Source organism: Streptomyces sp. NPDC044003 (assembly GCF_056435185.1).
The window spans coordinates 180,410-204,625 of the sequence record NZ_JBWKFA010000006.1; the positions used below are offsets into that span (position 1 = coordinate 180,410).

18 protein-coding genes and 1 pseudogene are annotated in these 24,216 nt (G+C 70.6%); 7 read left to right on the forward strand and 12 right to left on the reverse strand.

Annotated elements, in window-relative coordinates; translation table 11 throughout:
• Positions 1-11 precede the first annotated feature (11 nt).
• Together AC07AW_RS24220 and AC07AW_RS24225 are read right to left on the reverse strand one after the other, a co-directional pair.
• Positions 12-1,319: a M18 family aminopeptidase gene (locus AC07AW_RS24220; protein WP_478817532.1), complete on the reverse strand. Its 1,308-nt coding sequence runs from the start codon at positions 1,317-1,319 to the stop codon at positions 12-14.
• Between the two features lie 131 nt (positions 1,320-1,450).
• Positions 1,451-3,280, reverse strand: coding sequence for an acyl-CoA dehydrogenase (locus tag AC07AW_RS24225; RefSeq protein ID WP_478817533.1), 1,830 nt, complete (start codon positions 3,278-3,280; stop codon positions 1,451-1,453).
• A 376-nt stretch (positions 3,281-3,656) separates the two neighbouring features.
• On the opposite strand from AC07AW_RS24225, the gene AC07AW_RS24230 reads away from it, so the two are divergent.
• A complete protein-coding gene (locus tag AC07AW_RS24230; protein WP_478817534.1) occupies positions 3,657-4,175 on the forward strand; it encodes an SseB family protein in 519 nt (172 codons plus the stop codon).
• A gap of 74 nt (positions 4,176-4,249) precedes the next feature.
• Here AC07AW_RS24230 and gcvH read toward each other — a convergent pair whose 3' ends face one another.
• Positions 4,250-4,645 (reverse strand): glycine cleavage system protein GcvH, encoded by a 396-nt coding sequence (gcvH, locus tag AC07AW_RS24235; RefSeq protein WP_478817535.1) that lies wholly within the window; start codon positions 4,643-4,645, stop codon positions 4,250-4,252.
• A 227-nt stretch (positions 4,646-4,872) separates the two neighbouring features.
• On the opposite strand from gcvH, the gene AC07AW_RS24240 reads away from it, so the two are divergent.
• Both AC07AW_RS24240 and AC07AW_RS24245 read left to right on the forward strand, forming a co-directional pair.
• Positions 4,873-5,835, forward strand: coding sequence for a pirin family protein (locus tag AC07AW_RS24240; RefSeq protein WP_478817536.1), 963 nt, complete (start codon positions 4,873-4,875; stop codon positions 5,833-5,835).
• A 331-nt stretch (positions 5,836-6,166) separates the two neighbouring features.
• A complete protein-coding gene (locus AC07AW_RS24245) occupies positions 6,167-7,225 on the forward strand; it encodes an AI-2E family transporter (RefSeq protein WP_478817537.1) in 1,059 nt (352 codons plus the stop codon).
• Here AC07AW_RS24245 and AC07AW_RS24250 read toward each other — a convergent pair.
• Both AC07AW_RS24250 and AC07AW_RS24255 read right to left on the reverse strand, forming a co-directional pair.
• Complete coding sequence (locus AC07AW_RS24250) at positions 7,222-8,037, reverse strand: MBL fold metallo-hydrolase (RefSeq protein ID WP_478817538.1); 816 nt, start codon at positions 8,035-8,037, stop codon at positions 7,222-7,224. The genes AC07AW_RS24245 and AC07AW_RS24250 overlap by 4 nt on opposite strands.
• Before the next feature lie 608 nt (positions 8,038-8,645).
• The gene (locus tag AC07AW_RS24255) at positions 8,646-10,772 is read right to left on the reverse strand and encodes a SpoIIE family protein phosphatase (RefSeq protein ID WP_478817539.1); all 2,127 of its coding nucleotides are present in this window, start codon (positions 10,770-10,772) and stop codon (positions 8,646-8,648) included.
• A gap of 174 nt (positions 10,773-10,946) precedes the next feature.
• On the opposite strand from AC07AW_RS24255, the gene aspS reads away from it, so the two are divergent.
• On the forward strand, positions 10,947-12,767 hold the full coding sequence (aspS, locus tag AC07AW_RS24260; protein WP_478817540.1) for an aspartate--tRNA ligase: 1,821 nt from the start codon (positions 10,947-10,949) through the stop codon (positions 12,765-12,767).
• Positions 12,768-12,881: 114 nt separating this feature from the next.
• On the opposite strand, the gene AC07AW_RS24265 is transcribed toward aspS, so the two are convergent.
• The 6 genes from AC07AW_RS24265 to AC07AW_RS24290 form a co-directional block, all read right to left on the reverse strand.
• Positions 12,882-13,295 (reverse strand): hypothetical protein, encoded by a 414-nt coding sequence (locus tag AC07AW_RS24265; RefSeq protein WP_478817541.1) that lies wholly within the window; start codon positions 13,293-13,295, stop codon positions 12,882-12,884.
• Between the two features lie 22 nt (positions 13,296-13,317).
• A complete protein-coding gene (locus AC07AW_RS24270; protein WP_478817542.1) occupies positions 13,318-17,973 on the reverse strand; it encodes a putative T7SS-secreted protein in 4,656 nt (1,551 codons plus the stop codon).
• Positions 17,973-18,620 carry a hypothetical protein gene (locus AC07AW_RS24275; protein ID WP_478817543.1) on the reverse strand — a complete coding sequence of 216 codons (648 nt, stop codon included), beginning with the start codon at positions 18,618-18,620 and terminating at the stop codon, positions 17,973-17,975. The genes AC07AW_RS24270 and AC07AW_RS24275 overlap by 1 nt, the downstream gene beginning before the upstream one ends.
• Entirely contained in the window at positions 18,617-19,132 is a 516-nt protein-coding gene (locus tag AC07AW_RS24280; RefSeq protein ID WP_478817544.1) for an SseB family protein, read from the reverse strand. Before AC07AW_RS24280 ends, AC07AW_RS24275 begins: the two co-directional genes overlap by 4 nt.
• Positions 19,133-19,623: 491 nt before the next feature.
• Positions 19,624-20,478, reverse strand: a complete 855-nt coding sequence (locus AC07AW_RS24285; RefSeq protein WP_478817545.1) for a helix-turn-helix domain-containing protein — start codon at positions 20,476-20,478, stop codon at positions 19,624-19,626.
• A gap of 291 nt (positions 20,479-20,769) precedes the next feature.
• Positions 20,770-21,177, reverse strand: coding sequence for an ATP-binding protein (locus AC07AW_RS24290; RefSeq protein WP_478817546.1), 408 nt, complete (start codon positions 21,175-21,177; stop codon positions 20,770-20,772).
• Positions 21,178-21,332: 155 nt separating this feature from the next.
• On the opposite strand from AC07AW_RS24290, the pseudogene AC07AW_RS24295 reads away from it, so the two are divergent.
• The 3 genes and pseudogenes from AC07AW_RS24295 to AC07AW_RS24305 all read left to right on the forward strand — a co-directional run bounded on the left by AC07AW_RS24295 (position 21,333) and on the right by AC07AW_RS24305 (position 23,381).
• A pseudogene (locus tag AC07AW_RS24295) lies at positions 21,333-22,207 on the forward strand (helix-turn-helix domain-containing protein).
• Positions 22,204-22,413, forward strand: coding sequence for a DUF397 domain-containing protein (locus AC07AW_RS24300; protein ID WP_478817547.1), 210 nt, complete (start codon positions 22,204-22,206; stop codon positions 22,411-22,413). The pseudogene AC07AW_RS24295 and the gene AC07AW_RS24300 overlap by 4 nt, the downstream one beginning before the upstream one ends.
• A 65-nt stretch (positions 22,414-22,478) precedes the next feature.
• The gene (locus tag AC07AW_RS24305; protein WP_478817548.1) at positions 22,479-23,381 is read left to right on the forward strand and encodes an intradiol ring-cleavage dioxygenase; all 903 of its coding nucleotides are present in this window, start codon (positions 22,479-22,481) and stop codon (positions 23,379-23,381) included.
• Here the strand turns inward: AC07AW_RS24305 and AC07AW_RS24310 are convergent.
• Complete coding sequence (locus tag AC07AW_RS24310; protein WP_478817549.1) at positions 23,375-24,154, reverse strand: triphosphoribosyl-dephospho-CoA synthase; 780 nt, start codon at positions 24,152-24,154, stop codon at positions 23,375-23,377. The two genes, AC07AW_RS24305 and AC07AW_RS24310, sit on opposite strands and share 7 nt — an antisense overlap.
• Positions 24,155-24,216: the final 62 nt, after the last annotated feature.

Consider the following 24,216-nt stretch of genomic DNA (forward strand, 5'->3'; position numbering starts at 1 on the left):
CGACCCGGAGGTCAGCCCTCCAGGAACGCCACCAGCGCGTTCGCCAGGAGGTACGGGTCGTCCGCGCCGCAGAGTTCGCGGGCGCTGTGCATGGAGAGGATCGCCACGCCGATGTCGACCGTCGAGATGCCGTGCCGGGCCGCGGTGATCGGGCCGATCGTGGTGCCGCAGGGCATGTCGTTGCTGGAGACGAAGGACTGCCAGGGCACCCCCGCCTTCTCGCAGGCGGCGGCGAAGACCGCGCGGCCGCTGCCGTCGGTGGCGTACCGCTGGTTGACGTTCACCTTGAGGATCGGGCCGCCGTTGACGCGCGGGTGGTGCGTCGGGTCGTGGCGCTCCGCGTAGTTGGGGTGCACGGCGTGGCCGGTGTCGGAGGAGAGGCAGACGGTGCCGGCGAAGGCGCGGGCCCGGTCCTCGTAGGAGCCGCCGCGGGCGTAGACGGAGCGCTCCAGGACGTTGCCGAGGAGGGGGCCCTGGGCGCCGGTGTCGGCCTCGGAGCCGTTCTCCTCGTGGTCGAAGGCGGCGAGGACCGGGATGTACGGGAGGTCGTCGCGGCCCGCGAGGGAGGCGAGCGCGGCGACGCCGGCGTGGACGGAGAGCAGGTTGTCCATGCGCGGTCCGGCGAGGAGTTCGCGGTCGCGGCCGAGGTACGCGGGCGCGTCGACGGCGTGGACCATGAGGTCCCAGCCGGTGACGTCCTCGGCGTCGACGCCGGCCTCGGCGGCGACGAAGTCGATGAGGTCGCCCTCGTGGACCTGGCCGATGCCCCAGATGGGCTGCATGTGGCGCTGGCGGTCGAGCTTGAGGCCGTCGTTGACCTGGCGGTCGAGGTGGATGGCGAGCTGCGGGACGCGCAGCAGCGGCCGGTCGACGTTGACGAGGTGGTGGCTGCCGTCGCGGAGGGTGAGCCGGCCGGCGAGGCCGAGGTCGCGGTCGAGCCAGGTGTTGAGGAGCGTCCCGCCGTAGATCTCGACGGCGACCTGGCGCCAGCCCTGGGCGCCCATGTCGGGCTGCGGCTTGACGCGCAGGTTGGGGGAGTCGGTGTGGGCGCCGACGATCCGGTACGGGGTGTGGGCGGCGGCGCCCTCCGGCACGTACCAGGCGATGATCGCGCCGCCGCGGATCACGTACTTCCCGCCGGCCGTCCCGTCCCAGGCCGCGGTCTCCTCGACGCGGCGGAAGCCGACCTTCTCCAGCCGCTCGGCGGCGCTCGCCACCGCGTGGTACGGCGAGGGGGAGGCCGTCAGGAAGGCCATGAGGTCGTCGGTGTGTCCGCGGTCGAAGGGGCCGGCGGTGGGACGGGAAGCTGCGCTGCTCATGGGTTCACCTTACGCACGGACCGGAATTCGAATACGAGACCCCGGAAATGAGGAACCGGGTGCGTCCCGGGCAGCAGAACGGCCCGCCCCCCTCCCCGGGGACGGGCCGTGCCTGCGGAGCGAGGTGCGTCTTAGAACGCGGCCTCGTCCAGGTCCATCAGCGAGCCCTCGACGGCCTCGGCGAGCGCGCGCTCGGCGGAGACGCCGGGCAGGATGTTGGCGGCGAAGAACTTCGCGGCCGCGATCTTGCCCTGGTAGAAGGCGACGTCCTTGCCGGTGGCGCCTGCGGCCAGCTTCTCGGCGGCAACGGCCGCGCCCTTCAGCAGCAGGTAGCCGACGACGACGTCGCCGGAGGCGAGCAGCAGGCGGGTGGTGTTGAGGCCGACCTTGTAGATGTTCTTGACGTCCTCGCCGGTGGCGGTGAGGTCGGTGATCATCTTGCCGACGATGCCCTCCAGGTCGACGGCGGCCTTGGCGAGCGAGTCGCGGGCGCCGGCCAGCTCCTCGCCGCCGGTGCCGACCGCGAGGAACTTCTTGATCTCCTCGGACAGCGCGTTCAGGGAGGCGCCCTGGTCGCGGACGATCTTGCGGAAGAAGAAGTCCTGGCCCTGGATGGCCGTGGTGCCCTCGTAGAGGGTGTCGATCTTGGCGTCCCGGATGTACTGCTCGATCGGGTACTCCTGGAGGAAGCCGGAGCCGCCGAAGGTCTGGAGCGACTGCGCGAGCTGCTCGTAGCCCTTCTCGGAGCCGTAGCCCTTCACGATCGGGAGCAGGAGGTCGTTCAGGCCGTGCAGGGCCTTGGCGTCCTCGCCGGCCGCCTCCTTGACCGCGATGGAGTCCTGCACGGAGGCCGTGTAGAGGACGAGGGAGCGCATGCCCTCGGCGTACGCCTTCTGCGTCATCAGCGAGCGGCGGACGTCGGGGTGGTGCGTGATGGTGACCTTGGGCGCGGCCTTGTCCATGAAGTTGGCCAGGTCGGTGCCCTGGACGCGCTCCTTGGCGTACTCCAGGGCGTTGAGGTAGCCCGTGGAGAGGGTGGAGATCGCCTTCGTGCCGACCATCATGCGGGCGAACTCGATGATGAGGAACATCTGGCGGATGCCGTCGTGCTTGTCGCCGATCAGCCAGCCCTTGGCGGGGTGCTGGTCGCCGAAGGTCATCTCGCACGTGTTGGAGGCCTTGAGGCCCATCTTGTGCTCGACGTTCGTGGCGTAGACGCCGTTGCGGGCGCCCAGCTCGCCGGTCTCCCAGTCGAACTCGTACTTCGGGACGAGGAAGAGGCTCAGGCCCTTGGTGCCGGGGCCGGCACCCTCGGGGCGGGCGAGGACGTAGTGGAGGATGTTCTCCTCCATGTCGTGCTCACCGGAGGTGATGAAGCGCTTGACGCCCTCGATGTGCCAGGAGCCGTCCTCCTGCTGGACGGCCTTGGTGCGGCCGGCGCCGACGTCCGAGCCCGCGTCGGGCTCGGTGAGGACCATGGTGGAGCCCCAGCGCTTCTCGACGGCGATCTGCGCGACCTTCTTCTGCGCCTCGTTGCCCTCGTTGTAGAGGATGCCGGCGAAGGCCGGGCCGGAGGAGTACATCCAGATGGCCGGGTTCGAGCCGAGGAGGAGCTCCGCGTAGGCCCAGATGAGGGAGCGCGGGGAGACGGTGCCGCCGATCTCCTCCGGGATGCCCAGGCGCCAGTACTCGGACTCCATGAAGGCGTTGTACGACTTCTTGAAGGTGGCGGGGACCGGGGCGGTGTTGGTCTCGGGGTCGAAGACCGGCGGGTTGCGGTCGGCGTCGGCGAAGGACTCCGCGAGCTCGTTCTCGGCGAGACGGCGGATCTCGTCGAGGATGCTCTTGGCGGTCTCGACGTCCATCTCCTCGAACGGACCGGTGCCGTACACCTTGTCGCGGCCGAGGACCTCGAAGAGGTTGAACTCGATGTCGCGGAGATTCGACTTGTAGTGCCCCATGGCGACGGCTCCGTTAAGGCTCGGGGAGGCAGGTTCCCGTACAGGTTCCTCGTACACGTACCAGCGAGTAGCAACACGCTCTCTCCGATGATGCTACCCACCGGTAATAAGAAGCAACCCCTATCCGGCCATCTGTGACGTCCGTGACGTCCGCGACGTCGATCGCCACCGTCAAGGGAGGCGGAGGACTCGCCCACGTGAGAGTGGAGAACCCGGGCGAGCGGGGCATCATGCGTAACCGGTCGGCTACGGTACGTGATCGAGCGCCCGTCCCTGTGTGCCGGCGGGCGGCCACCCCCCTCTCGCTTTCTCCTGGAGAACCCTCCATGCCCCGACGTGTAGAGGTGCGCGAACGCCTCTCGATAGTCTTGGCCCCATGTACGGCTACGAGCAGAACCCGGGTGCCCAGCAGCAGTACGCGCCGCCCCAGCAGGGGCAGTACGCGCCGCCGCAGGCCGGAATGCCGGGCGGCATGCAGGCCGGGATGCCCGGCGGTGGGTACGCCCAGCAGCAGCCCCCGCTGTACCCGGAGCCCTCGCCGCCCTCCCTCGCGGACGCCGTACGCGCCTTCACGACCGGCACCCTGGCCGCCGAGGACTTCCAGCAGATCTTCGCCACCTCGAAGGTCTACTGCCCGCGCGGCGACAACCCCGGCTTCCTGGCCCTGCACAACACCCAGCAGCCGGTCATCCCGATGTTCACCTCGCTCAAGGAGCTGCGGCGGTACGCGGGCAAGGAGTCGAAGTACTTCGTGATCACCGGCGCCGAGGTGATCGACCTGCTGCCGACCGGCTACGGCTTCGTCCTCGACATGGAGGGCGACCACCGCATGGTCTTCGACGCGAAGGCCGTGGAGCAGATGGTCGACTTCGCGATGCGGCGGATGTACGGCTGACGGATCCGCGACGTACGTACGGGCGGGCCCGGCGGCCCCTGAGGGGCGCCGGGCCCGCCCGTTCCTCGTGGGGCCTACTCGTCGTCCGTGGCGAGGTGCTTCTCGTACTGCGCGGCGTCGAGCAGGCCGTCCAGCGCGCCGGTGCCGGTGATCTCGATCTCGACGATCCAGCCGTCTCCGTACGCGTCGCTGTTGATGTTCTCGGGGTCGCTTTCGAGGTCGGGGTTCACGACCGCCACCCGGCCGGAGACGGGCGCGTACAGCTCGCTCACCGACTTGACCGACTCCAGGGTGCCGAACGGCTCTCCCGCCTCGACGTCGCGGCCCACGCTCGGGACGTCCACGAAGACGATGTCGCCGAGCTGCTTCTGCGCGAAGTCGGTGACGCCGACGCGGACGCGCTTGTCGCCCGTCCGCTCCACCCACTCGTGGTCCTTCGTGTACTTCAGGTGGTCCGGGTAGTTCGACATACGGGCTCCTCCAGGGGCCGTCGGGGTGCCGGGTGGTCCGCCCGGCGGGGACAGCGTGCCCGAGCGGCCGGGGGTGCGGCGGCGTGGCTCACTCGGACGGATGGGTGACTTTCGGCCGTCCGGGAGGGGGCGCGGGAATGACACGGGACAGAGGCGCGTTCCGGGTAGCAAGAAGTTCAGTGTTCAACTAAAATGGACGTACAAGGTCGCACCTAGGAGGTCCGGTCATGCCCGCTGTGACTGTCGAGAACCCGCTCACCCTGCCGCGCGTCGCCGCCCCGGCCGACGCCGCCGCCCGCCCCGTGCTCGCCGTCACCACGGCCCCCTCGGGCTTCGAGGGCGAGGGATTCCCGGTGCGCCGCGCGTTCGCCGGGATCAACTACCAGTACCTCGACCCGTTCATCATGATGGACCAGATGGGTGAAGTGGAGTACGCGCCCGGAGAGCCCAAGGGCACGCCCTGGCACCCCCACCGCGGCTTCGAGACCGTCACCTACATCATCGACGGGACCTTCGACCACCAGGACTCCAACGGTGGCGGCGGCACCATCACCAACGGTGACACCCAGTGGATGACCGCCGGCTCCGGCCTCCTCCACATCGAGGCCCCGCCGGAGTCCCTCGTCGTCAGCGGCGGCCTCTTCCACGGCCTCCAGCTGTGGGTGAACCTGCCCGCGAGCGACAAGATGATGGCCCCCCGCTACCAGGACATCCGCGGCGGCCAGGTCCAGCTCCTCACCTCCCCCGACGGCGGCGCGCTGCTCCGCGTCATCGCCGGCGAGCTCGACGGCCACCAGGGGCCCGGCATCACCCACACCCCGATCACGATGATCCACGCCACCCTGCGCCCCGGCGCCGAGATCAGCCTGCCTTGGCGCGAGGACTTCAACGGCCTCGCGTACGTGCTCGCCGGCCGCGGCACGGCCGGTGCCGAACGGCGGCCGATCCACATGGGCCAGACCGCCGTCTTCGGCAAGGGCGGCGCGCTGACCGTCCGCGCGGACGAGAAGCAGGACGGGAACACCCCGGACCTGGAGGTCGTCCTCCTCGGCGGGCAGCCGATCCGGGAGCCGATGGCGCACTACGGCCCCTTCGTGATGAACACCCAGGCCGAACTCCGCAAGGCCTTCGAGGACTTCCAGGCGGGCCGCCTCGGCACGATCCCGGCGGTCCACGGGATGGGCGAGTAGCGGGGGGACGGTACGGGGGAGGCGGTCGGTACGAGAGGTAGGCGGGGCGGTAGGGCGGAGGCGGGGCGGTACTTGGCGGCCGGCTCCGCCCCGTACGGAGCGCCCGGCCCTGCCCGTACGGAGCGCCCGGCCCCGCTCGTACGGGGCGCCCAGCCCTGCCCGTGCGGGGCGCCCGACTCCGCCCGTACAGGGCGCCCGGCCCCGCCCCGTACTGCCCTCACGGAGCGCTCGGACCCGCCCCGTACCGCCTCTCCCCGGTCGCTGACGGGACGTCACCCGTACGGCCCGTCAGCGCGCGACGACACGCCGACGGGCGTGGTCCGGTGATGAGGTGCAGACCAGCCGAGCGCCGCTCCTCCCCGAACCCGCCCGCCGGTTCGCCGCCTGGTGTGTCGTCCTGCTGCTCGCCGCCGGGGTCGCCGCCGTCTTCATCTGGCTCTGCGTCGTCTTCAAGACGGCCGTCACCCCCGTCCTCCTCGCGATCCTCGGCACCGCCCTCCTCGGCCCGCTCTACCGGCGCCTGTTGCGGATGAAGGTCCGCGAGGGGCTCGCCGCCGCGCTCACGGTCGTCGCCGTCCTCGTGGTCGTCGGCGGCGCCACGTACATCGTCGTCGTCGCGCTCATCGACACCGGCGACCAGATCCTCGCCTCGCTCCGGCAGGCCGCCTCCGACATCGCCGACCACCTCGGCGCGGCCGGCACCTCCCTCGACGACCTCGCCAAGAACGCCGAGAAGCTCCTCAGGGAGTTCGGCGGCACCGCCGCCTCCGGGGTCATCAGCGGGCTCAGCGTCGTCGGCCAGATACTCGCCACCGCCGTCCTCGCCCTGCTCCTCATCTTCTTCTTCCTCAAGGACTCCGACCGGGTCGCCGGCGCCCTGCGCTCCCTCGCCCCCCGCGCCACCGGCGACCTCGTCGAGGCCATGGCGCGGCGCGCCTTCGAGGCGGTCGAGGGCTTCATGCGCGGCACGACGCTCGTCGCCCTCGTCGACGCCGTCCTCATCGGCATCGGCCTGGTCGTGCTCGACGTGCCCGGCGCGGTCGGGCTCGCCGCGCTCGTCTTCGTCACCGCCTACATCCCGTACCTCGGCGCCTTCCTCTCCGGCGCGATCGCGGTCCTCGTCGCCCTCGCCGACCGCGGCTTCGTCATCGCGCTGTGGGTGCTCGGCATCGTCCTGGCCGTCCAGGTCATCGAGGGCAACGTCCTCCAGCCCATGGTCCAGAGCCGGACCGTGCAGATGCACCCGGCGGTGGTGATGCTCGCGATCACCGCGGGGGCGTCCGTCGCGGGGGTCCTGGGCATGCTGCTCGCCGTACCGCTGACGGCCGCCGCGACGGGGGTCCTGGGGGTGCTGCGGACGCGGTACGGGACGCCTGCCGGGGAGACCTAGGCCGGGGTCAGACCGCCCGGCTCGAACGAGGCCAGGAGCTGCTCCAGGGCCGCCTGGTCGGGGCCCACGAACGGGTCCGCGTCCGGGGCGGCGGCGATCGTCTCCAGCATCTGGTTCGTCATCCGTACGGCCGGCGGCAGATGCGTGCAGAGCACGATCTCCGGGTTCATCTCGGCCAGCGGCGCGAGCGTCGCCCGGTACTTCTCCGCGTCCACCAGGTGCACCCACGGGCTGTCGAGCGTCGCCCAGAGCAGTTGTGCCTGCCGCAGCTCCTCCGGCTTGAGGTCGCTCGCGTGCCCGCTCTCGGCGAGTTCGGCGCTCGGCATCGGGCCGCCGAAGCAGTCGGAGCTGAAGCAGATCCGGGTGCGGTCGTCGTAGAAGCCGACGGTGGCCGGGTTGTCGAAGAGCGGCGGGCGGAAGGCGTGCAGCGTGCGGTCGCCGACGTCGAGGGACTGGCCCGGGTTGAGGAAGTACACCCGGTCCATGGGCAGCGCCCGCTCGGTCGTCATGATCCCGAAGCCGAGGAAGGTCGTGATCACGCGCGCGCGTGGGGCGGCGTCGAGCAGGTCGAAGATCCCGCCGGTGTGGTCCCGGTCGGGGTGGGTCAGCCAGATCCAGCGGACGTCGGCCGGGTCCATGACCCCGCTGAGCGCCGCGACGAAGTCGCGGTCCTCGATTGAGAGCCCGGTGTCGACGACCACGGGTTCGGCGGCGGTGAGGACGTAGGCGTTGACGGGGATGTGCCCGATGCCCGGCACGTCGAGACTGTCGGCGATCACCGTGGTGTCGCTGCCGACCTTATGGGTGTCCATGGCGCACTCCGAGGTCCCCCGCGCGCGACCGCGTACGAAACCAGTCTGCGCCGGGGGCAGGGTCACCGCGCGCGGGACGACGCCCCCGCCGTGTGCGCCCGCGCCCTGCTGGGCGACGCCCACCGCCGCGCGCGCCCGCGCCCCGCTAGGCGGCGCCCCGCCCGTTTGGGCCCCGCGCCGCGCGGGACGGCGCCCGTGCGCGCCCGCGCCCATGCGGGGCGGTGCCCACCGCCGTGTGGGCAATTGTCCCGCTGGGGCGGGACGGGTGGGCACACGGGACGGCGCCCTCTAGCGGCGCCTCCGCGTTCCGAGCCTGGACCCGCACCCCCAGCGGCGGCGCACGTCGTGGTGCGGGTTCAGGCTCGGGAGCCTCTGGCGCCGGCAGGGCGCGGGTCCGTTGTGCCCACCCGTTCCGCCCCAGCGGAACGATTGCCCACAACGGGGGCGGGTGGGCGCCGCCCCGGCGGAACGCCTGCCCACAACGGGGGCGGGGGCACCGCCCCAGCGGAACGATTGGCCACAACGGGGGCGGGTGGGCGCCGCCCCAGCGGAACGATGGGCCACACGGCGCGGGGCGCGGGCCCATAACCGGGGCTGCCCGCCGGAGGCTAGCGGCAGCAGCCGCCCTCCGACTCCGTTTCGTTCAGTTCGAACCAGATCGCCTTGCCCTCGCCCCGCGGGTCGACCCCCCACGCGTCCGCGAGCATCTCCATCAGGACCAGGCCGCGGCCGCTCGACGCCATCTCGCCCGGGTGCCGCTTGTGCGGCAGCTCGTCGCTCCCGTCGGAGACCTCCACCCGCAGCCGCCGCGACTTCTCGGCGCACGCCACCTCCGCGATCAGGAGCGCGTCGCCGTCGGTGTGGACGAGGACGTTCGTGACCATCTCGGAGACCATCAGGACCGCCGAGTCGAGCTGGTCCCCGTCCGTCCAGTCGTGCAGCAGCTGCCGGACCTGCTCGCGGGCCTCGGCGATCCGTTCCGGCTCCGCCTGGGCGATCGACATGAGGGTGCGGCGGGGGGCCTCCCGTACGGTCCCGGCGGGCCGGCGGGAGAGCAGCAGGACGGCGATGTCGTCCTCGCGGCGGTCCGCGAGCGGGCCCGTCGTGTGGTGCGAGCCGGGCCCGTGGACGGCCTCCACGAGGGCGTCGGCGAGCCCCTCCAGGTCCTCGCCGTCGTGGGACTCCAGGAGCGCCCGTACGCGCTCCCAGCCGGTGTCCAGGTCGTGCCCGCCGGTCTCCAGGAGCCCGTCGGTGCAGATCATGAGGGTCTCGCCGGGGTCCAGCGTGAGCCGGGTGGTGGGGTAGTCGGTGTCGGGGTCGATGCCGAGCGGCAGCCCCCCGGCGGTGGGCCTGAGGAGAACCGTTCCGTCGTTCATCCGCACCGCCGGATCCGGATGCCCGGCCCGCGCGATGTCGACCGACCCGGTCTCCAGGTCGACCTCCAGGTAGAGGCAGGTCGCGAAGCGCGGCCCGCCGCCGTTCCCCAGGTCCTCGTCGTCCCCGTCCGTGATCCCGTACAGGAACCGCGAGGCCCGGGAGAGGACCGCGTCCGGCCGGTGGCCCTCGGAGGCGTACGCGCGCAGGGCGATCCGCAGCTGCCCCATGAGGCCGGCGGCCCGCACGTCGTGTCCCTGCACGTCGCCGATGACGAGCGCGATCCGTCCGGGGCCGCTCCCGCCGGTGCGGGAGGAGCCGCCGGGCAGCCGGATCATGTCGTACCAGTCGCCGCCGACCTGGAGCCCGCCGCCGGTCGGCACGTACCGCGCGGCGACCTGGATGCCGGGGATGCCGGGACCGAGGACCGGCATCATCGTGCGCTGGAGGCCGAGCGACAGCTCGCGCTCGGACTCGGCCACGCCCGCGCGTGCGAGGGCCTGCGCGAGCATCCGCGCGACCGTCGTCAGCACCGAACGCTCGTCGGGCGTGAACGCCACCGGATGCTTGAAGGCCGCCATCCAGGCCCCCATCGTCCGCCCGGCGACGACCAGCGGCACGAAGGCCCAGGAGCGGCGCCCGAACCGCTGCGCGAGCGGCCAGGTCATGGGAAACCGCCGCAGGTACTCCTCCGGCGTCGGCAGATAGATGGCCCGCCCGGTCCGTACGACCTCCGCCGCCGGATAGTCCGTGTCCAGCGACATCGACGAGAACGGCCCCTCGTCGCCCTCGCTGTGCCCGTGGTGGCCGATCACCGTCAGCCGCTCGCCCGCCACGCCGAAGACGGCGAGTCCGTCCGGCGAGAAGCCGGGCATCGACAGGGAGGCCGCCACCCGCAGCACCTCGGCCGTCGACCGGGCCTCGGCGAGCGCCCGGCCCGCGTCGAGCAGGAAGGCCTCACGGGAGCGGCGCCAGTCACCCGTGATGGGCGTACGGGCCGCGGTGCCCGGCAGCTGCTCGGCGACCTCCTGGAGCGTGCCGACCAGCTGGTAGTCGTTCCCCTCGATGAGCGGCTTCGACCTGCTCCGTACGGTACGGATCACCCGGCCGTGCCCGTCCATGATCCGCAGCCGGGCCTCGGCGAGGGTGCCCTCGGCGACGGCGAGGTTGACCACCCCGTCGATCTCGTTCCAGTCGACCGGATGAAAACGCGACCGCACGGCCGCCTCGGTGAGTCGCACGGGCTCGGCGGGCAGCCCGAGCAGCCGGGCGGCCTCGGCGTCGAGCGAGACGATCCCGGACGCGTTGTCCCAGCGCCACAGGCCGGTCGCGATCGCGGCCAGGACGTCCTCGGTGCGCATTGCCCCACTTTATGAATAGCGGACAGCAGGTCGCCACCGACACTATTCGAAATGCGATCTTGGCCCGGCCGGTACTCTGGGTGGGTCTGCCCTCGTGTCCTGTGACATCTGTGACAGTGGTCACGGCCGGCCGGCGCCCCACGACCCACGATCCCGAAGACTGGATGAACGACGATGCATCGGTACAGGTCCCACACCTGCGGCGAGCTCCGCGCCTCTGACGTCGGCACCGACGTCCGGCTGAGCGGCTGGCTGCACAATCGGCGCGACCTGGGCGGCATCCTCTTCATCGATCTGCGCGACCACTACGGCATCACGCAGCTCGTCGCCCGGCCCGGCACCCCCGCCGCCGAGGTTCTCGACAAGCTGACCAAGGAGACCGTCGTCCGCGTGGACGGCAAGGTCGTCTCCCGCGGCGCGGAGAACGTCAACCCCGAGCTGCCGACCGGCGAGATCGAGATCGAGGCCGCCGAGGTCGAGGTCCTGGGTGCCGCCAAGCAGATCCCCTTCACCATCAATGCCGACGACGGCGTCAACGAGGAGCGGCGCCTGGAGTACCGCTTCCTCGACCTGCGCCGCGAGCGCATGCACCGCAACATCATGCTGCGCTCCGCCGTCATCGCCTCCATCCGCTCCAAGATGGTGGCCCTCGGCTTCAACGAGATGGCGACCCCGATCCTCGCCGCGACCTCCCCCGAGGGCGCCCGCGACTTCGTCGTCCCGTCCCGACTGAACCCGGGCAAGTTCTACGCGCTGCCGCAGGCGCCGCAGCAGTTCAAGCAGCTGCTGATGATCTCCGGCTTCGACCGGTACTTCCAGATCGCGCCCTGCTTCCGCGACGAGGACGCCCGCGCCGACCGCTCGCCGGGCGAGTTCTACCAGCTCGACGTCGAGATGAGCTTCGTGGAGCAGGAAGACGTCTTCCAGCCCATCGAGAAGCTGATGACCGAACTCTTCGAGGAGTTCGGCAACGGCCGCCACGTCACCTCCCCCTTCCCGCGGATCCCGTTCCGCGAGTCGATGCTCAAGTACGGCAACGACAAGCCGGACCTGCGCACGGCCCTCGAACTCGTCGACATCTCGGACGTCTTCGAGAACTCCGAGTTCAAGGCCTTCGCCGGCAAGCACGTCCGCGCGCTCGCCGTCCCGAACACGGGCGACCAGCCGCGCAAGTTCTTCGACTCCCTCGGCGACTTCGCGGTCTCCCTCGGCGCGAAGGGCCTGGCCTGGGTCCGCGTGGGCGAGGAGAACGCCCTCACCGGCCCCATCGCCAAGTTCCTCACCGAGGAGAACGTCAAGGTCCTCACCGAGCGCCTCGGCCTGGCCCCCGGCCACGCGATCTTCTTCGGCGCGGGCGAGTTCGACGAGGTCTCCAAGATCATGGGCCCGGTCCGGGTCGAGGCCGCCAAGCGCGCCGGCCAGTTCGAGGAGAACGTCTTCCGCTTCGCGTGGATCGTCGACTTCCCGATGTACGAGCGGGACGAGGAGACCGGCAAGATCGACTTCTCGCACAACCCGTTCTCCATGCCGCAGGGCGGCCTTCAGGCCCTGGAGACCCAGGACCCGCTGGACATCCTCGGCTGGCAGTACGACATCGTCTGCAACGGCATCGAGCTCTCCTCCGGCGCCATCCGGAACCACGAGCCCGAGATCATGTTCAAGGCCTTCGAGATCGCGGGCTACTCCCGCGAGACCGTCGAGTCCGAGTTCGCCGGCATGCTCCGCGCCTTCGAGTACGGCGCCCCGCCGCACGGCGGCATCGCCCCGGGCGTCGACCGCATCGTCATGCTCCTCGCCGACGAGCCCAACATCCGCGAGACCATCGCCTTCCCGCTCAACGGCAACGCCCAGGACCTCCTGATGGGCGCCCCGACCGAGCTGGACGAGTCCCGCCTGCGCGAACTGAACATCCAGCTCCGCAAGCCGGTCGAGAAGAAGACCGTCACGGAGGACCGCCCGGTCACGGAGTCGGTCCACCCGGAGGCGGGGCGGTAATCAGCCCTTCGACGCTGGTGGGGCCCGGAACCGTAGATACGGTGCCGGGCCCCACCGGTGTTTCTCGGCTGCGCGAACGATCAGCGGCCCCTGACCCCCAGCGGCCGCGACAGCTCAGCCCCCGTGCAGGTCCTCTCGTGCGGCGGTGAGGTCGCCCAGGGTTCGTATGATCGCGTCGAGGTCGTCCCACGCCTGCGCGCAGAAACCCTGGTCCCGCGTGGCTGCCTCGACGCGTTCGTCGAAGGCGGGCGAAGCGGCCGGGTTCGCACCGTCTCCCAGGATGCGTGCCGGAGCGAGAAGCCAGTTCCGCCGGGACGTGTCCAGGCGCCAGTCCACCTGGGTGGGTGTTGCGCGCACGGCGTCTTCGACGAACCGGAGCTTCGCATCGCTGGGCTCGGCGAACCGCCAACCGATGTAGGGCACTTGAAGGTGCCCAAGGTCCGGGTGACGACTCACGCTCAGCTTGAACCACTCCAAGGCCCCAAGACGGCTGATTGCCTCGCCCGCCACGCGAAATCGTGTCGACATGAGTCCGATACCTTTCGCCACGTCACCAGAGAGGGCCGTCGTATCCGCCGTCGCCGACGATCAATTTCTTCCCGGGGTTATTCAGACGAATCGCACGTTCATAGTCACCATAGGGAATGGGGTCGTTGCTCATCGCTGGGTCGTATACGTATTTCCCGTCCGTGTATACATCATGATATCGATACCCCGTCACCAGTGAACCCATATTCTCCGGGATGTTGATGTCATCGCCTTCCCTGAGCGTGAAGTTGATGATCTTCCCGTTACCGCTGGAACCCTCGAGTACTCGTTCCGCGATCTCCGAGCAATCGATGTTTCCACCACGAGGGGCGGACCTCATGGCGTCTACGGCACCCTGGTCGGGTGGAAACTGGGGATTTGGTTGCCGGAAGTCGTATTTACCGCGTTCATCCGGGCAGGGTGAGAGTCCCAGCGGGTCGCTCCACCTGTGTGGGGCATGGACGTACGTAGCCGGATTCGGGGCGGGAGACAGCCCCAGGGGATCCTGGCTGAGATACCGGGCCGATTCCGGGTCGTAGTACCGGAAGTAGTTGTAGTGGAGCCCCGATTCCGGGTCGAAGTACTGGCCTGGGAAGCGAAGGGGGGTGTACGTCGTGGCGTTGCGGTTCCAGGTGGTCGTGCCCCAGAGGGTCGTGCGGGTGTGCCAGGCCAAGGTGCCCGACTCGTCGACGAGTTCGGTCGGGGTGCCGATCAGGTCGGTGACGATGGCGAAGAAGCGCTCATTCGTGGAGCCCGTGGAGTCCGTGTCCGTGCGGCGTTCCGTCTGGGTCAGGGGGCGTAGGCCCGCGTGGTTCCAGGTGACGGTGACGTCGTCCGTCGTCTGCTCGCAGAGGGTCGTGCCGTCCCACGTGAAGTGGACGGTTTCGAAAGGGGATTGCTTGGATATGCGGCGGCCCAGGGGGTCGTACGCATACCGCCACACCGTGCCGTCCGGTGTCGTCACCGAGGTCAGGCGGTCCTCCGCGTCCCACGCGTAGCGCCAGACGTCCGGCTTCCGCGAGAGGCGGGTTCGGCGGCGGAGCGTGACCCGGCCCTGGGCGTCGTGTTCGTATTGGACCGATCCGGCCCGGGTGAGGCGGGTGCCGGTGTAAGTGCGTCGGCCCGTCGAGTCGTGATGGGCGTGGGCGGCCGGCCAGTCCGCCTCTGTCTGGTTGCCGGCCTCGTCGTAGGCGTACCGCTCCGTCCACCGGTCCGCCCGTACCGTCGTGACGCGGCCCGCGCCGTCCAGGTCGAAGCGGCGCGTGCCCGTAAGGCCGTCCGTGACGGAGATCAGGCCGCCGTCCGGGCGGTAGCCGTACGCGCGGTGCTGGAGACGGCTGCCGCGCGAGGTGATCTCCTGCGTCGTCAGGCGGCTCATCTCGTCGAACGACGACGTCAGAGACACGAAGTCCGAGACCGTGCGGTCCACTTCGCGACCCAGAGCGTCGAAGGAGAAGGCGAGCTCGCGTCCGGATGCCGTGAGCTTCGTCCTGCGGCCCGCCGCGTCGTACGACCACGTGCTGACCGCACCACCCGGCGTCGTTCGCCCCACCCGGCGGCCCACTTCGTCGTACGCGTACGTCAGCGTCCGGCCGTTGACCGCCTCCGACTTCAGGCGGCCGTAGCGGTCCCGGAGACGTATCAGCGTCGCGTCCGGTCCGGTCGCCGACGCCAGTTCGTCGAAGAGGTCGTACTCGTACGTGGTGACCGACCCCTCGGCGTCCTTGCGGACGGTCCCGCCGAGTTCGTTGCGCGAGAAGCTGACGCGCTGCCCGAGACCGTTCGTGCGGGAGGTCAGCCGGCCCGCCGCGTCGTAGTCGTAGCTCAGCGTCCGGTCGTCGAAGTCCGACTCCGTGAGCAGGCGGCCCGCCGGGTCGTAGTCGTAGTCCCAGGTCAGGCCCTGCGGGTTGGTCACCCGCGTCAGCCGCAGGTTCGAGTCGTGGGAGAACTCGTGGCGGACTCCGTCCGGGCCCGTGCGGGAGGTGAGGAGGTCGAAGTCCGTGTACGTGAAGCTTGTCGTGCCGCCCATCGCGTCCGTGTGGCTCAGGCAGTTGCCCTCGCCGTCGTACGTCCAGGACTCCACCGTGCCGTCGGGTGCCGTCCGGCGCGCCAGGCGGCCCTCGACCGTCCATTCCAGGCGTGTGACCGCGTCCAGGGCATCCGTCACCTCGACCGTGCGGCCGAACGCGTCGTGCTTGTAGCGCGTCGTGGCGCCCAGGGGGTCGGTGATCGCGACGGGGAGTCCCCGGGCGTCCAGGACCAAGCGGGTCGTGGCGCCCAGCGGGTCCGTCACCGAAGTCAGTCGGCCTTGCTCGTCGTACGCGAACTCCGACCGGGCGCCCGAGGGGGCCGTCACCGACGTGCGGTTGCCGCGTTCGTCGAAGGTCTGGCGGGTGACGTTGCCGTCGGTGCCGGTGATGCGTGTCGGCATCCCGTTTTCGTCGTACTCGGCCCGCGCCTGCCGGCCGTCCGGGCGCTCCAGCATCGTCCTGCGGCCGTGCTCGTCGTAGGTGGAGCGGCTGACGTGGCCCAGCGGGTCCGTCCGTGACAGCAGGCGGTTGTGACGGTCGTATTCGAAGCGCGTGACCGCGCCCTGTGCGTCGATCTCGGCGACGACCTGTGCACGGTCGTTGATCAGATGACGCTCGGTGTTCCCCGCGCCATCGGTGAAGGTGGTCAGGCGGAGCCCGGTGGCCGGATCCACGTCGTCCCAGGTGAACGTGGCTTCGAGATGTCCGTTGGCGCCTGACTGATAGGTGCAGCGGTCCTGGTCGTCGTAGACGTAGTCGTAGTGGCTTCCGTTGGTGTCGGTCCACGAGGTGATGCGGCCGTGCTCGTCGCAGCCGAAGCGCACGGGGCGGCCGGAGGAGTTGGTGACCTCGGTCAGGTGGTCGTTGGTGTAGCCGTAGCGCAGGACCTCCTGGTCGGATCCGTCCGCGGCCGCTCCCGCGAGGTGCAGGGCGGTCACGCGGCCTTCGCTCGTGGTGAGCTTCAGGTGGTAGCCGCCGTGGTGGACGATCGCCGTGGGGGTACCCGACTCGTCGTACTCGAAGGTGATCCAGCGGCCGTTGCGGTCGTCGATCTGGGCCAGGAGTGCGAGTTCGTCGTCGTGGTCGCCGAAGTGCCGGACGGTGCCGGTCGTGGGGTCGGTGATCGTGTAGCCGTCCTCGACCCGGTCCAGTGGCCACTGCCGGCCGTGCGTGGGCATGACCGGGACGCCGGGGGCCGGGTGCGGGTAGGCGAGGAGGCTGCCCTCGTCGCAGCTGAAGACGACGCCTTCCGAGTCGATCTCCAGCCGCTGGTCCACCGTCGACGACCACGTCGGGCCGAACCAGCGCCCGGAGCGCCGCGTGGAGTCGAAGGTGCGACGGAAGATGAGCGGCAGCGAGCCGGGTAGAGCGATGTCGGTCTGCGGCAGCAGCATCCGGCCCGTGGCGATGTCGACAGGATCGTTCTTGCACGCCGTCTCGCCACACGTCTTGCCGTTGCTGTCAGGGTCCTTCCCGTGGTCCCCGCGGCTGCCGGGCGGCCTCTTCCCCTCCGGCAGGTGCTTGGTGCCGTTCTTCAGCGCGTCGCGCAGGCCCGCCCTGATCAGCCCGCCGCCCTTCGTCCCGATCAGCTCCGGCACCAGCCGGCCGAGGAACTCCGACGGGTCGCCCTTCGCCGCGTCCCAGGCGTTCTTCAGGGCCCGGTCCGGGTTCGCCGCCGTGGACACCAGGCCGGCGAGCGTCATGTTGACGCCCTTGTAGTAGTCCGCCGGGTGGGTCAGGTTGTACGGGTCCACCGGGTTGACCGAGCGGACGAAGTTGAGCAGGCCGGCCGTGCCCTTGACGACGCCACCGCCGAAGTGGGCCAGCTCGAAGCCCTGGCCCAGGGCGTGGTCCATCAGCTCGGCCTTGGCCCGTTCGCGGCCCGTCGGTTCCTTGGGCGCGTGGGCGAGGGCGGCGCCGACCGCCGCCTTCGCCGTCTCCGCGGCCTCGTTGCGGGCCTTCCGCGCGTCGTTGAGGATCTCCTGCGCGCGCTGCCGCTTGGCCGTGCCGGGGTCGGTGAACGGGCCGGGATCGGGAAGCGGGCTGTCGCTGGTGCGGGCCGCTTCGTAGGCGGCGGTCTTCTCCTTGTGTGTGGCCTCGGCCGCCTTGGAGGCCTCGTCGCCCTCCTTGTACAGCGCGATCGCCTCACGCGCCTTGCCCTGCGCGCTCACGATCGCCTGGGAGTACGTCTCCAGCGCCTTGGCCGCGTTCTCCATCGCGTCCGCCGCGTGCAGCCAGTCCGTCGGCAGCGTCTGGAACTTCTCCCGGAACGCGTCGGCCGCCTCGCCCTTCCAGTGACCTGCGTCCAGCTTCTTCATCCCGCCGCCGACCAGGTCGAACGCGCGCTGGAAGTCCCGGAGGTTCTTCACCGCCTCGGCGATCTTCTCCGGTCTGCCGTGGACGAGCTCGTTCGCGTCCTCGGTCTGCCCGAGCTGCTTCTCCCCGATTTCCGCGCCGAGGGAGGAGGCGGTCTCGTCGCCCCAGTCCTCGACCGAGTCCGCCCAGTCGTGCGCTCCCGCCGTGTCCAGGAGCTGACCGGTGTAGTCGGTCGCGGAGTCGATGCCCTCGCCGACGAGTTCCTTGCCCTTGTCGATGCCGTCACCGATCTTGTCGATGCCCTTGTCGACCAGACCGCCCCAGTCCACCATCAGCGGCTCTCCCCCCAGCGCGGCTGTTCAGCCTGGTCGAGCGTTGCCTGGTCGGGATCGAGCAGGTCCCTGAGCCGCTCGTCCGCCGCCTCCCGCCGCTCAGGGTCCAGCGCGCCCGAGCGTTCCATGCCGTCGAGCATCGAGTCCTCGACGTCGTACGCGGTGTTCTTCCAGGTCTGCTTGACCTCGTCGTGAGCGTCGCTGAACGACTCCCCGCTCCAGTCCGCGCCGTCCCACGTCCGCTGGTCACGGATGGTGTCCCAGCTCTTCTGCTTGACCTCGTCCTCGGAGAGGTGCGGGTTCCCGTTGAGGGAGTTCACGCCGATCTTGATCGAGTCCTTGATGTACTGCTCCTGCTCCGCGAACGAGCCGGCGGACAGGCCGACCGCCTGAGCGAACCCGTTCCCCCGCATGGTCAGCGTGCGGACGCCCCACTCCCACCGGTCGCAGAACGTCTCGAACTCCGACGTCAGCCCGCCGTGCCCCAACTCAAGGCCGGACAGGGCGAGGTCGGAGAACCCCCGGCCCGCCGACGCCTCGCCGGTCATCCCGAGCTCCTTCAGCTCGGCATGGGCCAGGTCGATACCCTTCGCTATCGCCGCCAGCGCCTCCGCCGGCGCCGCGAGATCAGGCTCGTTCCCGCTCATCGTGTCCCCGTCCCCCCGAAATCGACCGCCACCTCATCCGGAACGATCCCCGCGACCGGAGGGAAGACCATTCCGTCCTCGCTGCCCGCGTCCAGCGCGACCCCGGCCGGACCGGGCAGCATCGGCACCATCACGTCGAGAAGCCGGGCGCCGAGGATCGTCTGGTACGTCCACTCCCGCGCCGCATCCCCCCGCGCGACCGCGAACCGCGCCAGCGCCTCCTCGTCCGAGAACGCGCAGATCCACCGGACCCCGTTGAAGTCGGCCGTCCACGGACTCCCGTACTCGTCGAACGGCATCACGACCGCCGTACGTCGAAATTCACCGAGCAATCGCGCAAACTCCCGGCGGGCCACCGCCACCTCGTCGACGGCTTCCGGCTCCGGAAGGTTCGGCACAGGCGGCGTCGTCTCCGGCGCGGGCTCCTCCACCGGAACCGGTGTGTCTGCCAACTCCGCCAGCCTCGAGAACTGTTGAGGCTTCAGTGCTTCGTCGTCCCCGGTCTCATCCACTCACGCATGCTGCCATGCGACCATTCACACCAGCAACGAACAAAAGTCCGATCTGGCCGCGCCTGTCGGCGGACGACAGCCTGGGTCCGTGCGAACCGCGCTGGTGTGCTGGCACTTGAGCCGCAGAGCGGGTGGGCCAAGGCCTCGCGGCATCGTGCGTGGTTCGGCGCGTCTTTGTCAGGTCGGCGCCCGCAGTGCCCTTCGGTTCCGTCCGGGAAGAGCTGTCCCGGCCGCGAGCGCGATGTGGTCGCGGCCCTGCGTTCCACGGCATCGCCCCGGGCCCTTCCGCGGCGGTCCGAGGCTCTACCCGGCGACCGCGCCGAATCGCCGCAAGGCTCCGACGTAGTCGCTCACCGCCGCATCCCCTGCCGGGAGGCGGGAAAGGTCCTGTGTGCGGGTCGCTGGGTCAGGAATTCGCGGACCAGCTCGCCTGCTGCGCTCGTGCAGTGAGATGACTGCAGGGATTCTCCTGGTTCCCTGGCGCGTGAGGGTCAGTCGTTTGCCGTGCGGCAGGCCCGGCAGGGCCCCGGTTCCGGGGCTCGGTGGCCGTGGTTGCAGCTGTCGCAGTTCTGCATCGGGTGCACGACGGCCGGGGTCTGAGGACGGAACGGCGGGAGCGGCGGGAGGCCGGCGTTGAGGCGGTGGGCCAGGAGGGAGGCCGGGCGGTGGATGGGTTCCTTCGGTAGGTCGAAGGTCAGGACGCGGCGTACGTCGTCGGGCGTGAGGTCGCGTTCCAGCCAGCTGGCCACGCCTGGGGTCAGGTGCTCGGCGTCCGTGGCGGAGAGGTGCAGGCGGGGGTCCTCGCGGTGCAGGCCCGCCAGGATGTCCAGGGCCGTGGCCAGGAGGTCCGGCGCCGGGTACGCGGGCTGCGGTACGGCCGGCAGCGCGCGGCGCTTCTTCGCCTCCGGCCGGCGGGCCGGGGGCCTCGGCTTGGGCTTCGGCACGTCTTCGCCGCCGGTCCGGCCGGGCTGGTTGCAGGACACCGTACGGGTGATCATCCGCCCGCAGTCGGTGCGCTCCCGCGTACGGCGCAGGTAGCCGTGGGCCTCCAGCTCACGCAGCGCGGCGGCGATCCGGGTCGTCCCCTCGGGGAACCGGGCCGCGAGCGACTTGATGTCGACCGGCGCCCCGCTCGGCAGCGACTGGATGTAGACGGCGAGTCCGATGGCCAGCCCCGACAGCTCCGGGTGCTGGGCCAGGTGGTTGCCGATCACCGTGAAGCGGGTGCTGTGGCGGGTGTTGTCGTGGATGACGCCGGCGGAGCGTGTGCGCGTGCCCCTATGAGGGTGGTTTCCCGCGCTCTTACGGGACGGGGAGGGGGTGCGCGTTGTAGCGTGGTTGCCCATGGGGAAGCCCTTAACTTCCTCGAGTCAGGCCCTCGCCATTCGGGATTGCCGTCCCGGCGAGGGCTGACTCATGTCTGGCGGCATATGCCGATCGAGCTGAGCGTAAAGCAGGCAACCCCTCTCGAATCCAGCCCAGTTGGGTTCTTTCACCCGCATGAGTGAGTGTCGTCCTTGGGGCGGGAGGGGTGGGGTTTGGTGGGTTTCTTTCTCTCTCTTGTCGTCCTTGGAAAGACCGCCCGACCCACCGAAGCTCGCGATTCCGTGCTTCGGTGGCTGGGTTGTTTGCACAGGTCAGGGGCGTGGCAGGTCGAGTTCCGCCCACACCGTCTTCCTGGGTACGGGTCCCAGGTCGACGCCCCACCGGTCGGCCAGCGCCTCCACGAGCAGCAGGCCCCGCCCCGTGTGCCGGGGGAGGGCGTCGCCCCGCGTGTCCGTCACCTCGATCCGGAGCGCCTTCGCCGAAACCCACAGCGAGAGACGGAAGGTCCGGCCGCTCACCCGCCCGTGGGTGGCCGCGTTCGCCGCGAGCTCCGCGATGATCTGAGTGGCCGCCTCCGTCACCTCGTACGGGACATCGCCCGTCCGTAGCCACTCGACGGCGAGCAGCCGGGCGAGCCTCGCGCCGCGCGGAGTGGGTGACAACAGCACTCGGAAGTCGTGGTCCTGTACTGGTACTTGGGTGGTGTTCTTCTGGTTCACGTCACCGAGCGTGGTCGCCCCTGGTTAGCGTGAACAGTGACGGCACCGATGCGTACGGTCACTGTCCGGGGCTTGTCCACTGCTGTCCGGCCTGTCCGAACCTGTGCGCCGGGTAGGGATGTTGCGGTGATCGGGCGGTTGGAGGAAGGGCGCGCATGTCGGTGGACGAAGGAGTACGGCACCTCAAGAGCGAGGCGGACGAGCCGGGGTGGGAGGTCGACCCGGACGACGACTGGGGTCTCGCCGTCATCGCCACAGTGGGGCGGCAGTTGCGTCTGCGGCGGGAGGCCGTGGGGATGCGGGCCGCCGAGTTCGGGGTGGTGGTCGGCTACGGCGAGGACCTGGTCTACAAGATCGAGGGCGGGAAGCGGATCCCCCGGCCCGAGTACCTGGACAAGGCGGACGAGGTGCTGGGGGCGGGTGGGCTGCTCTCCGCGATGAAGGAGGACGTGGCGAAGGTCCGCTACCCGAAGAAGGTTCGGGACTTGGCGAACCTTGAGGCCAGGGCGGTGGAGCTCCAGCTGTACGATCCGCTCAACATCCACGGCCTGCTGCAGACCCCGGAGTACGCGCGTGGGCTGCTGCTCATGCGGCGCCCGGCGTACTCGCAGGACGACGTGGAGCGGATGGTGGCGGGGCGGGTGGCCCGTCAGAGCGTCTTCGAGCGGAACCCCGCGCCGGAGCTCAGCTTCGTACTGGAGGAGTGGACGCTCCGGCGCCCGCTGGGCGGGCGTGCGTCGCTGCGCAACCAGTTGGAACACCTGCTGGAGGTCGGGCGACTCCGGAACGTCGAGCTTCAGGTCATGCCGATGAACCGCGAGGAGCACGCCGGGCTCGCGGGCGGCATCGAGGTGCTGAAGTTCGAGGACGGATCGGCTGTCGGTCGCTCGCCTGCCGTGGCCAATGGCGGCCCGCGACCGAGCGGAAACAGCTCCATATCCTTGAGTTGCGCTATGGCATCATCCGGGCTCAGGCTCTCACTCCTCGTGAGTCGACGGCCCTCATCGAGCAATTGCTGGGAGAAACATGATCCGCAACACCTCGGCCGGGGACGCCTCCGAACTGGCGTGGTTCAAGAGCAGCTACAGCAGCAGTAGCGAGGGCGACTCCTGCGTCGAGGTCGCCGCCGCCCCCGGCGCCGTGCACGTCCGGGACTCCAAGGACATCGTCGGGCCCCAGCTCGCGCTCGCGCCCGCCGCGTGGGCCGGGTTCGTCGCGTACGCCTCCGGCAGTTGACGTACACAGCTACCCACAGCCCGCTCTCACGTTCCTGACAGGTGCCGTTCCTAGGGTCCTCGCCCATGAGCGAAAACCAGAAGCACAGGCGGGACATGACCCGGCGGCGGGCCCTCGTCGCCGGGGGTGGGGTCGTGGTCGCGGCCGGGATCGGTGCCGGGGTCGTCACCACGGCCTCGGCGGACACGACCTCCGAGACGACGACGTCCGGCGAGGCCTGTTATCGGCTGACCTCCGAGACGACCGAAGGTCCGTACTACATTGACGCGGACAAGATCCGGAAGGACATCACCGAGGACCGCGAGGGCATCCCCCTCACCGTGCGCCTCAAGGTGATCGACTCCGAGAGCTGTGAGCCGCTGCGGGGCGCCGCCGTGGACATCTGGCACTGCGACGCGCTCGGGATCTACTCCGGGTACGAGAGCCTCAGCACGGGTGGCTCCGGGGGCGGTACGCCTCCCACCGGGGCCCCGCCCACGGGCGCTCCCACCGGTACGCCGCCGACCGGCGGCCCCGGGCCCGGCGGTGGCGGTGGTGGCGGTGGGCACGAGGAGCCCACCGACGACAAGCGGTACCTACGCGGGACGCAGCTCACCGACAAGCACGGGTACGTGGAGTTCACGACCGTCTTCCCCGGCTGGTACCGGGGGCGCTGCGTGCACATCCACACCAAGGTGCATGCGGGAGGGACGATGACGTCCGCCGGGTACGAGGGCGGGCACACCTGCCACACCGGGCAGCTCTTCTTCGCCGAGAGCGCCGTACTCGACTCGGCCGAGGTCGCCCCGTACTCCACCAGCACCACCGAGCGCACCACGCTCGACGCCGACACCATCTACCCCGGCAACGGGGCCGAGGGCGGTCTGCTCACGCTCAAGTACCGGGCCAAGAAGATCGAGAAGGGCGTCCTCGCCACCTTGACCCTGGGCGTCGACCCCGACGCCACCCACACCGGTACGGATTACTGACGGAGCGCGTCCACGAACAGGGCAGCGGCCAGCAGATGGCCGCTGCCCCGGGGGATCAGGCCCCGTTCCCGTAGCCGCAGGTCGAGGGCTTCGACCGCTGTCCGGCCCGCCAGGACCTCACGGGCTCCGTCCTGCACCTCCCGCAGGCCGTGCGGGCCGGCCGCGTGGAGCGGCCCGGTGTCCTGGAGGGTGGTCATGACCGTGAGCAGGGCGTTCAGACGGGCCTCGGGCTCGCGGGCCCCGGCGTCGCAGGCGGTACGGAGGGCTGCGCACGCCCGCCGTACGTGCGGGAACCCGGCCCGCGCCTCGCCCCTCGCGCCGGCCGCCCCGTACCGGACCGAGACGGCCGAACCGGGGGAGGGGCGGCGGGGCGCCCGCGCGTCGGGGTGCGCGGCGATCCGGCCGGCGAGGGCGGTGATCTCGTCCAGGTCCCCGGCGGGCGCGAGCGCGGCCGCCGCCACCAGCAGCCCCAGCGGCCACACGGCCCCGTGGTGGGTCCCCGCGCCGCCGTCCGCCCGCGCCATGTCGCGCTCCGTGGCCCGCCCGATCGCGCCCAACTCCTCCCTGAGCGCGCGGCCCGGCTCCCCGGTCCGCCGTGCGGCCGCCGCCATCGCGGCGAACCCGGGCTCCAACGCCCGCGCGGACCACCGCAGCCCCGGCAGATCCGCCTCCCGCGCATCGGGAAGCCCCGGCTTGGGCGTCAGCTCCACCCCCGCCCACAGGCCTTCCACGGCAGCCCCGGCCAGCTTCTCGTCCTCACGCGTCACGACCATGCGGCGCACGCTAGGCACCGAACCTGGGCCCCGCGTCGGGACGGCCTGTGAGCCGGCTGTGC

What these genes read in the sequence shown, in the direction of transcription:
- AC07AW_RS24300 (WP_478817547.1), top strand. Translation starts at nt 22,204, where the DNA reads ATGATCCGCAACACCTCGGCCGGGGACGCCTCCGAACTGGCGTGGTTC.
- AC07AW_RS24230 (WP_478817534.1), top strand. Translation starts at nt 3,657, where the DNA reads ATGTACGGCTACGAGCAGAACCCGGGTGCCCAGCAGCAGTACGCGCCG.
- AC07AW_RS24265 (WP_478817541.1), bottom strand. Translation starts at nt 13,295, where the DNA reads ATGTCGACACGATTTCGCGTGGCGGGCGAGGCAATCAGCCGTCTTGGG.
- gcvH (WP_478817535.1), bottom strand. Translation starts at nt 4,645, where the DNA reads ATGTCGAACTACCCGGACCACCTGAAGTACACGAAGGACCACGAGTGG.
- AC07AW_RS24285 (WP_478817545.1), bottom strand. Translation starts at nt 20,478, where the DNA reads ATGGGCAACCACGCTACAACGCGCACCCCCTCCCCGTCCCGTAAGAGC.
- AC07AW_RS24240 (WP_478817536.1), top strand. Translation starts at nt 4,873, where the DNA reads ATGCCCGCTGTGACTGTCGAGAACCCGCTCACCCTGCCGCGCGTCGCC.
- AC07AW_RS24305 (WP_478817548.1), top strand. Translation starts at nt 22,479, where the DNA reads ATGAGCGAAAACCAGAAGCACAGGCGGGACATGACCCGGCGGCGGGCC.
- AC07AW_RS24225 (WP_478817533.1), bottom strand. Translation starts at nt 3,280, where the DNA reads ATGGGGCACTACAAGTCGAATCTCCGCGACATCGAGTTCAACCTCTTC.
- AC07AW_RS24270 (WP_478817542.1), bottom strand. Translation starts at nt 17,973, where the DNA reads ATGGTGGACTGGGGCGGTCTGGTCGACAAGGGCATCGACAAGATCGGT.
- AC07AW_RS24275 (WP_478817543.1), bottom strand. Translation starts at nt 18,620, where the DNA reads ATGAGCGGGAACGAGCCTGATCTCGCGGCGCCGGCGGAGGCGCTGGCG.
- AC07AW_RS24310 (WP_478817549.1), bottom strand. Translation starts at nt 24,154, where the DNA reads ATGGTCGTGACGCGTGAGGACGAGAAGCTGGCCGGGGCTGCCGTGGAA.
- AC07AW_RS24220 (WP_478817532.1), bottom strand. Translation starts at nt 1,319, where the DNA reads ATGAGCAGCGCAGCTTCCCGTCCCACCGCCGGCCCCTTCGACCGCGGA.
- aspS (WP_478817540.1), top strand. Translation starts at nt 10,947, where the DNA reads ATGCATCGGTACAGGTCCCACACCTGCGGCGAGCTCCGCGCCTCTGAC.
- AC07AW_RS24250 (WP_478817538.1), bottom strand. Translation starts at nt 8,037, where the DNA reads ATGGACACCCATAAGGTCGGCAGCGACACCACGGTGATCGCCGACAGT.
- AC07AW_RS24255 (WP_478817539.1), bottom strand. Translation starts at nt 10,772, where the DNA reads ATGCGCACCGAGGACGTCCTGGCCGCGATCGCGACCGGCCTGTGGCGC.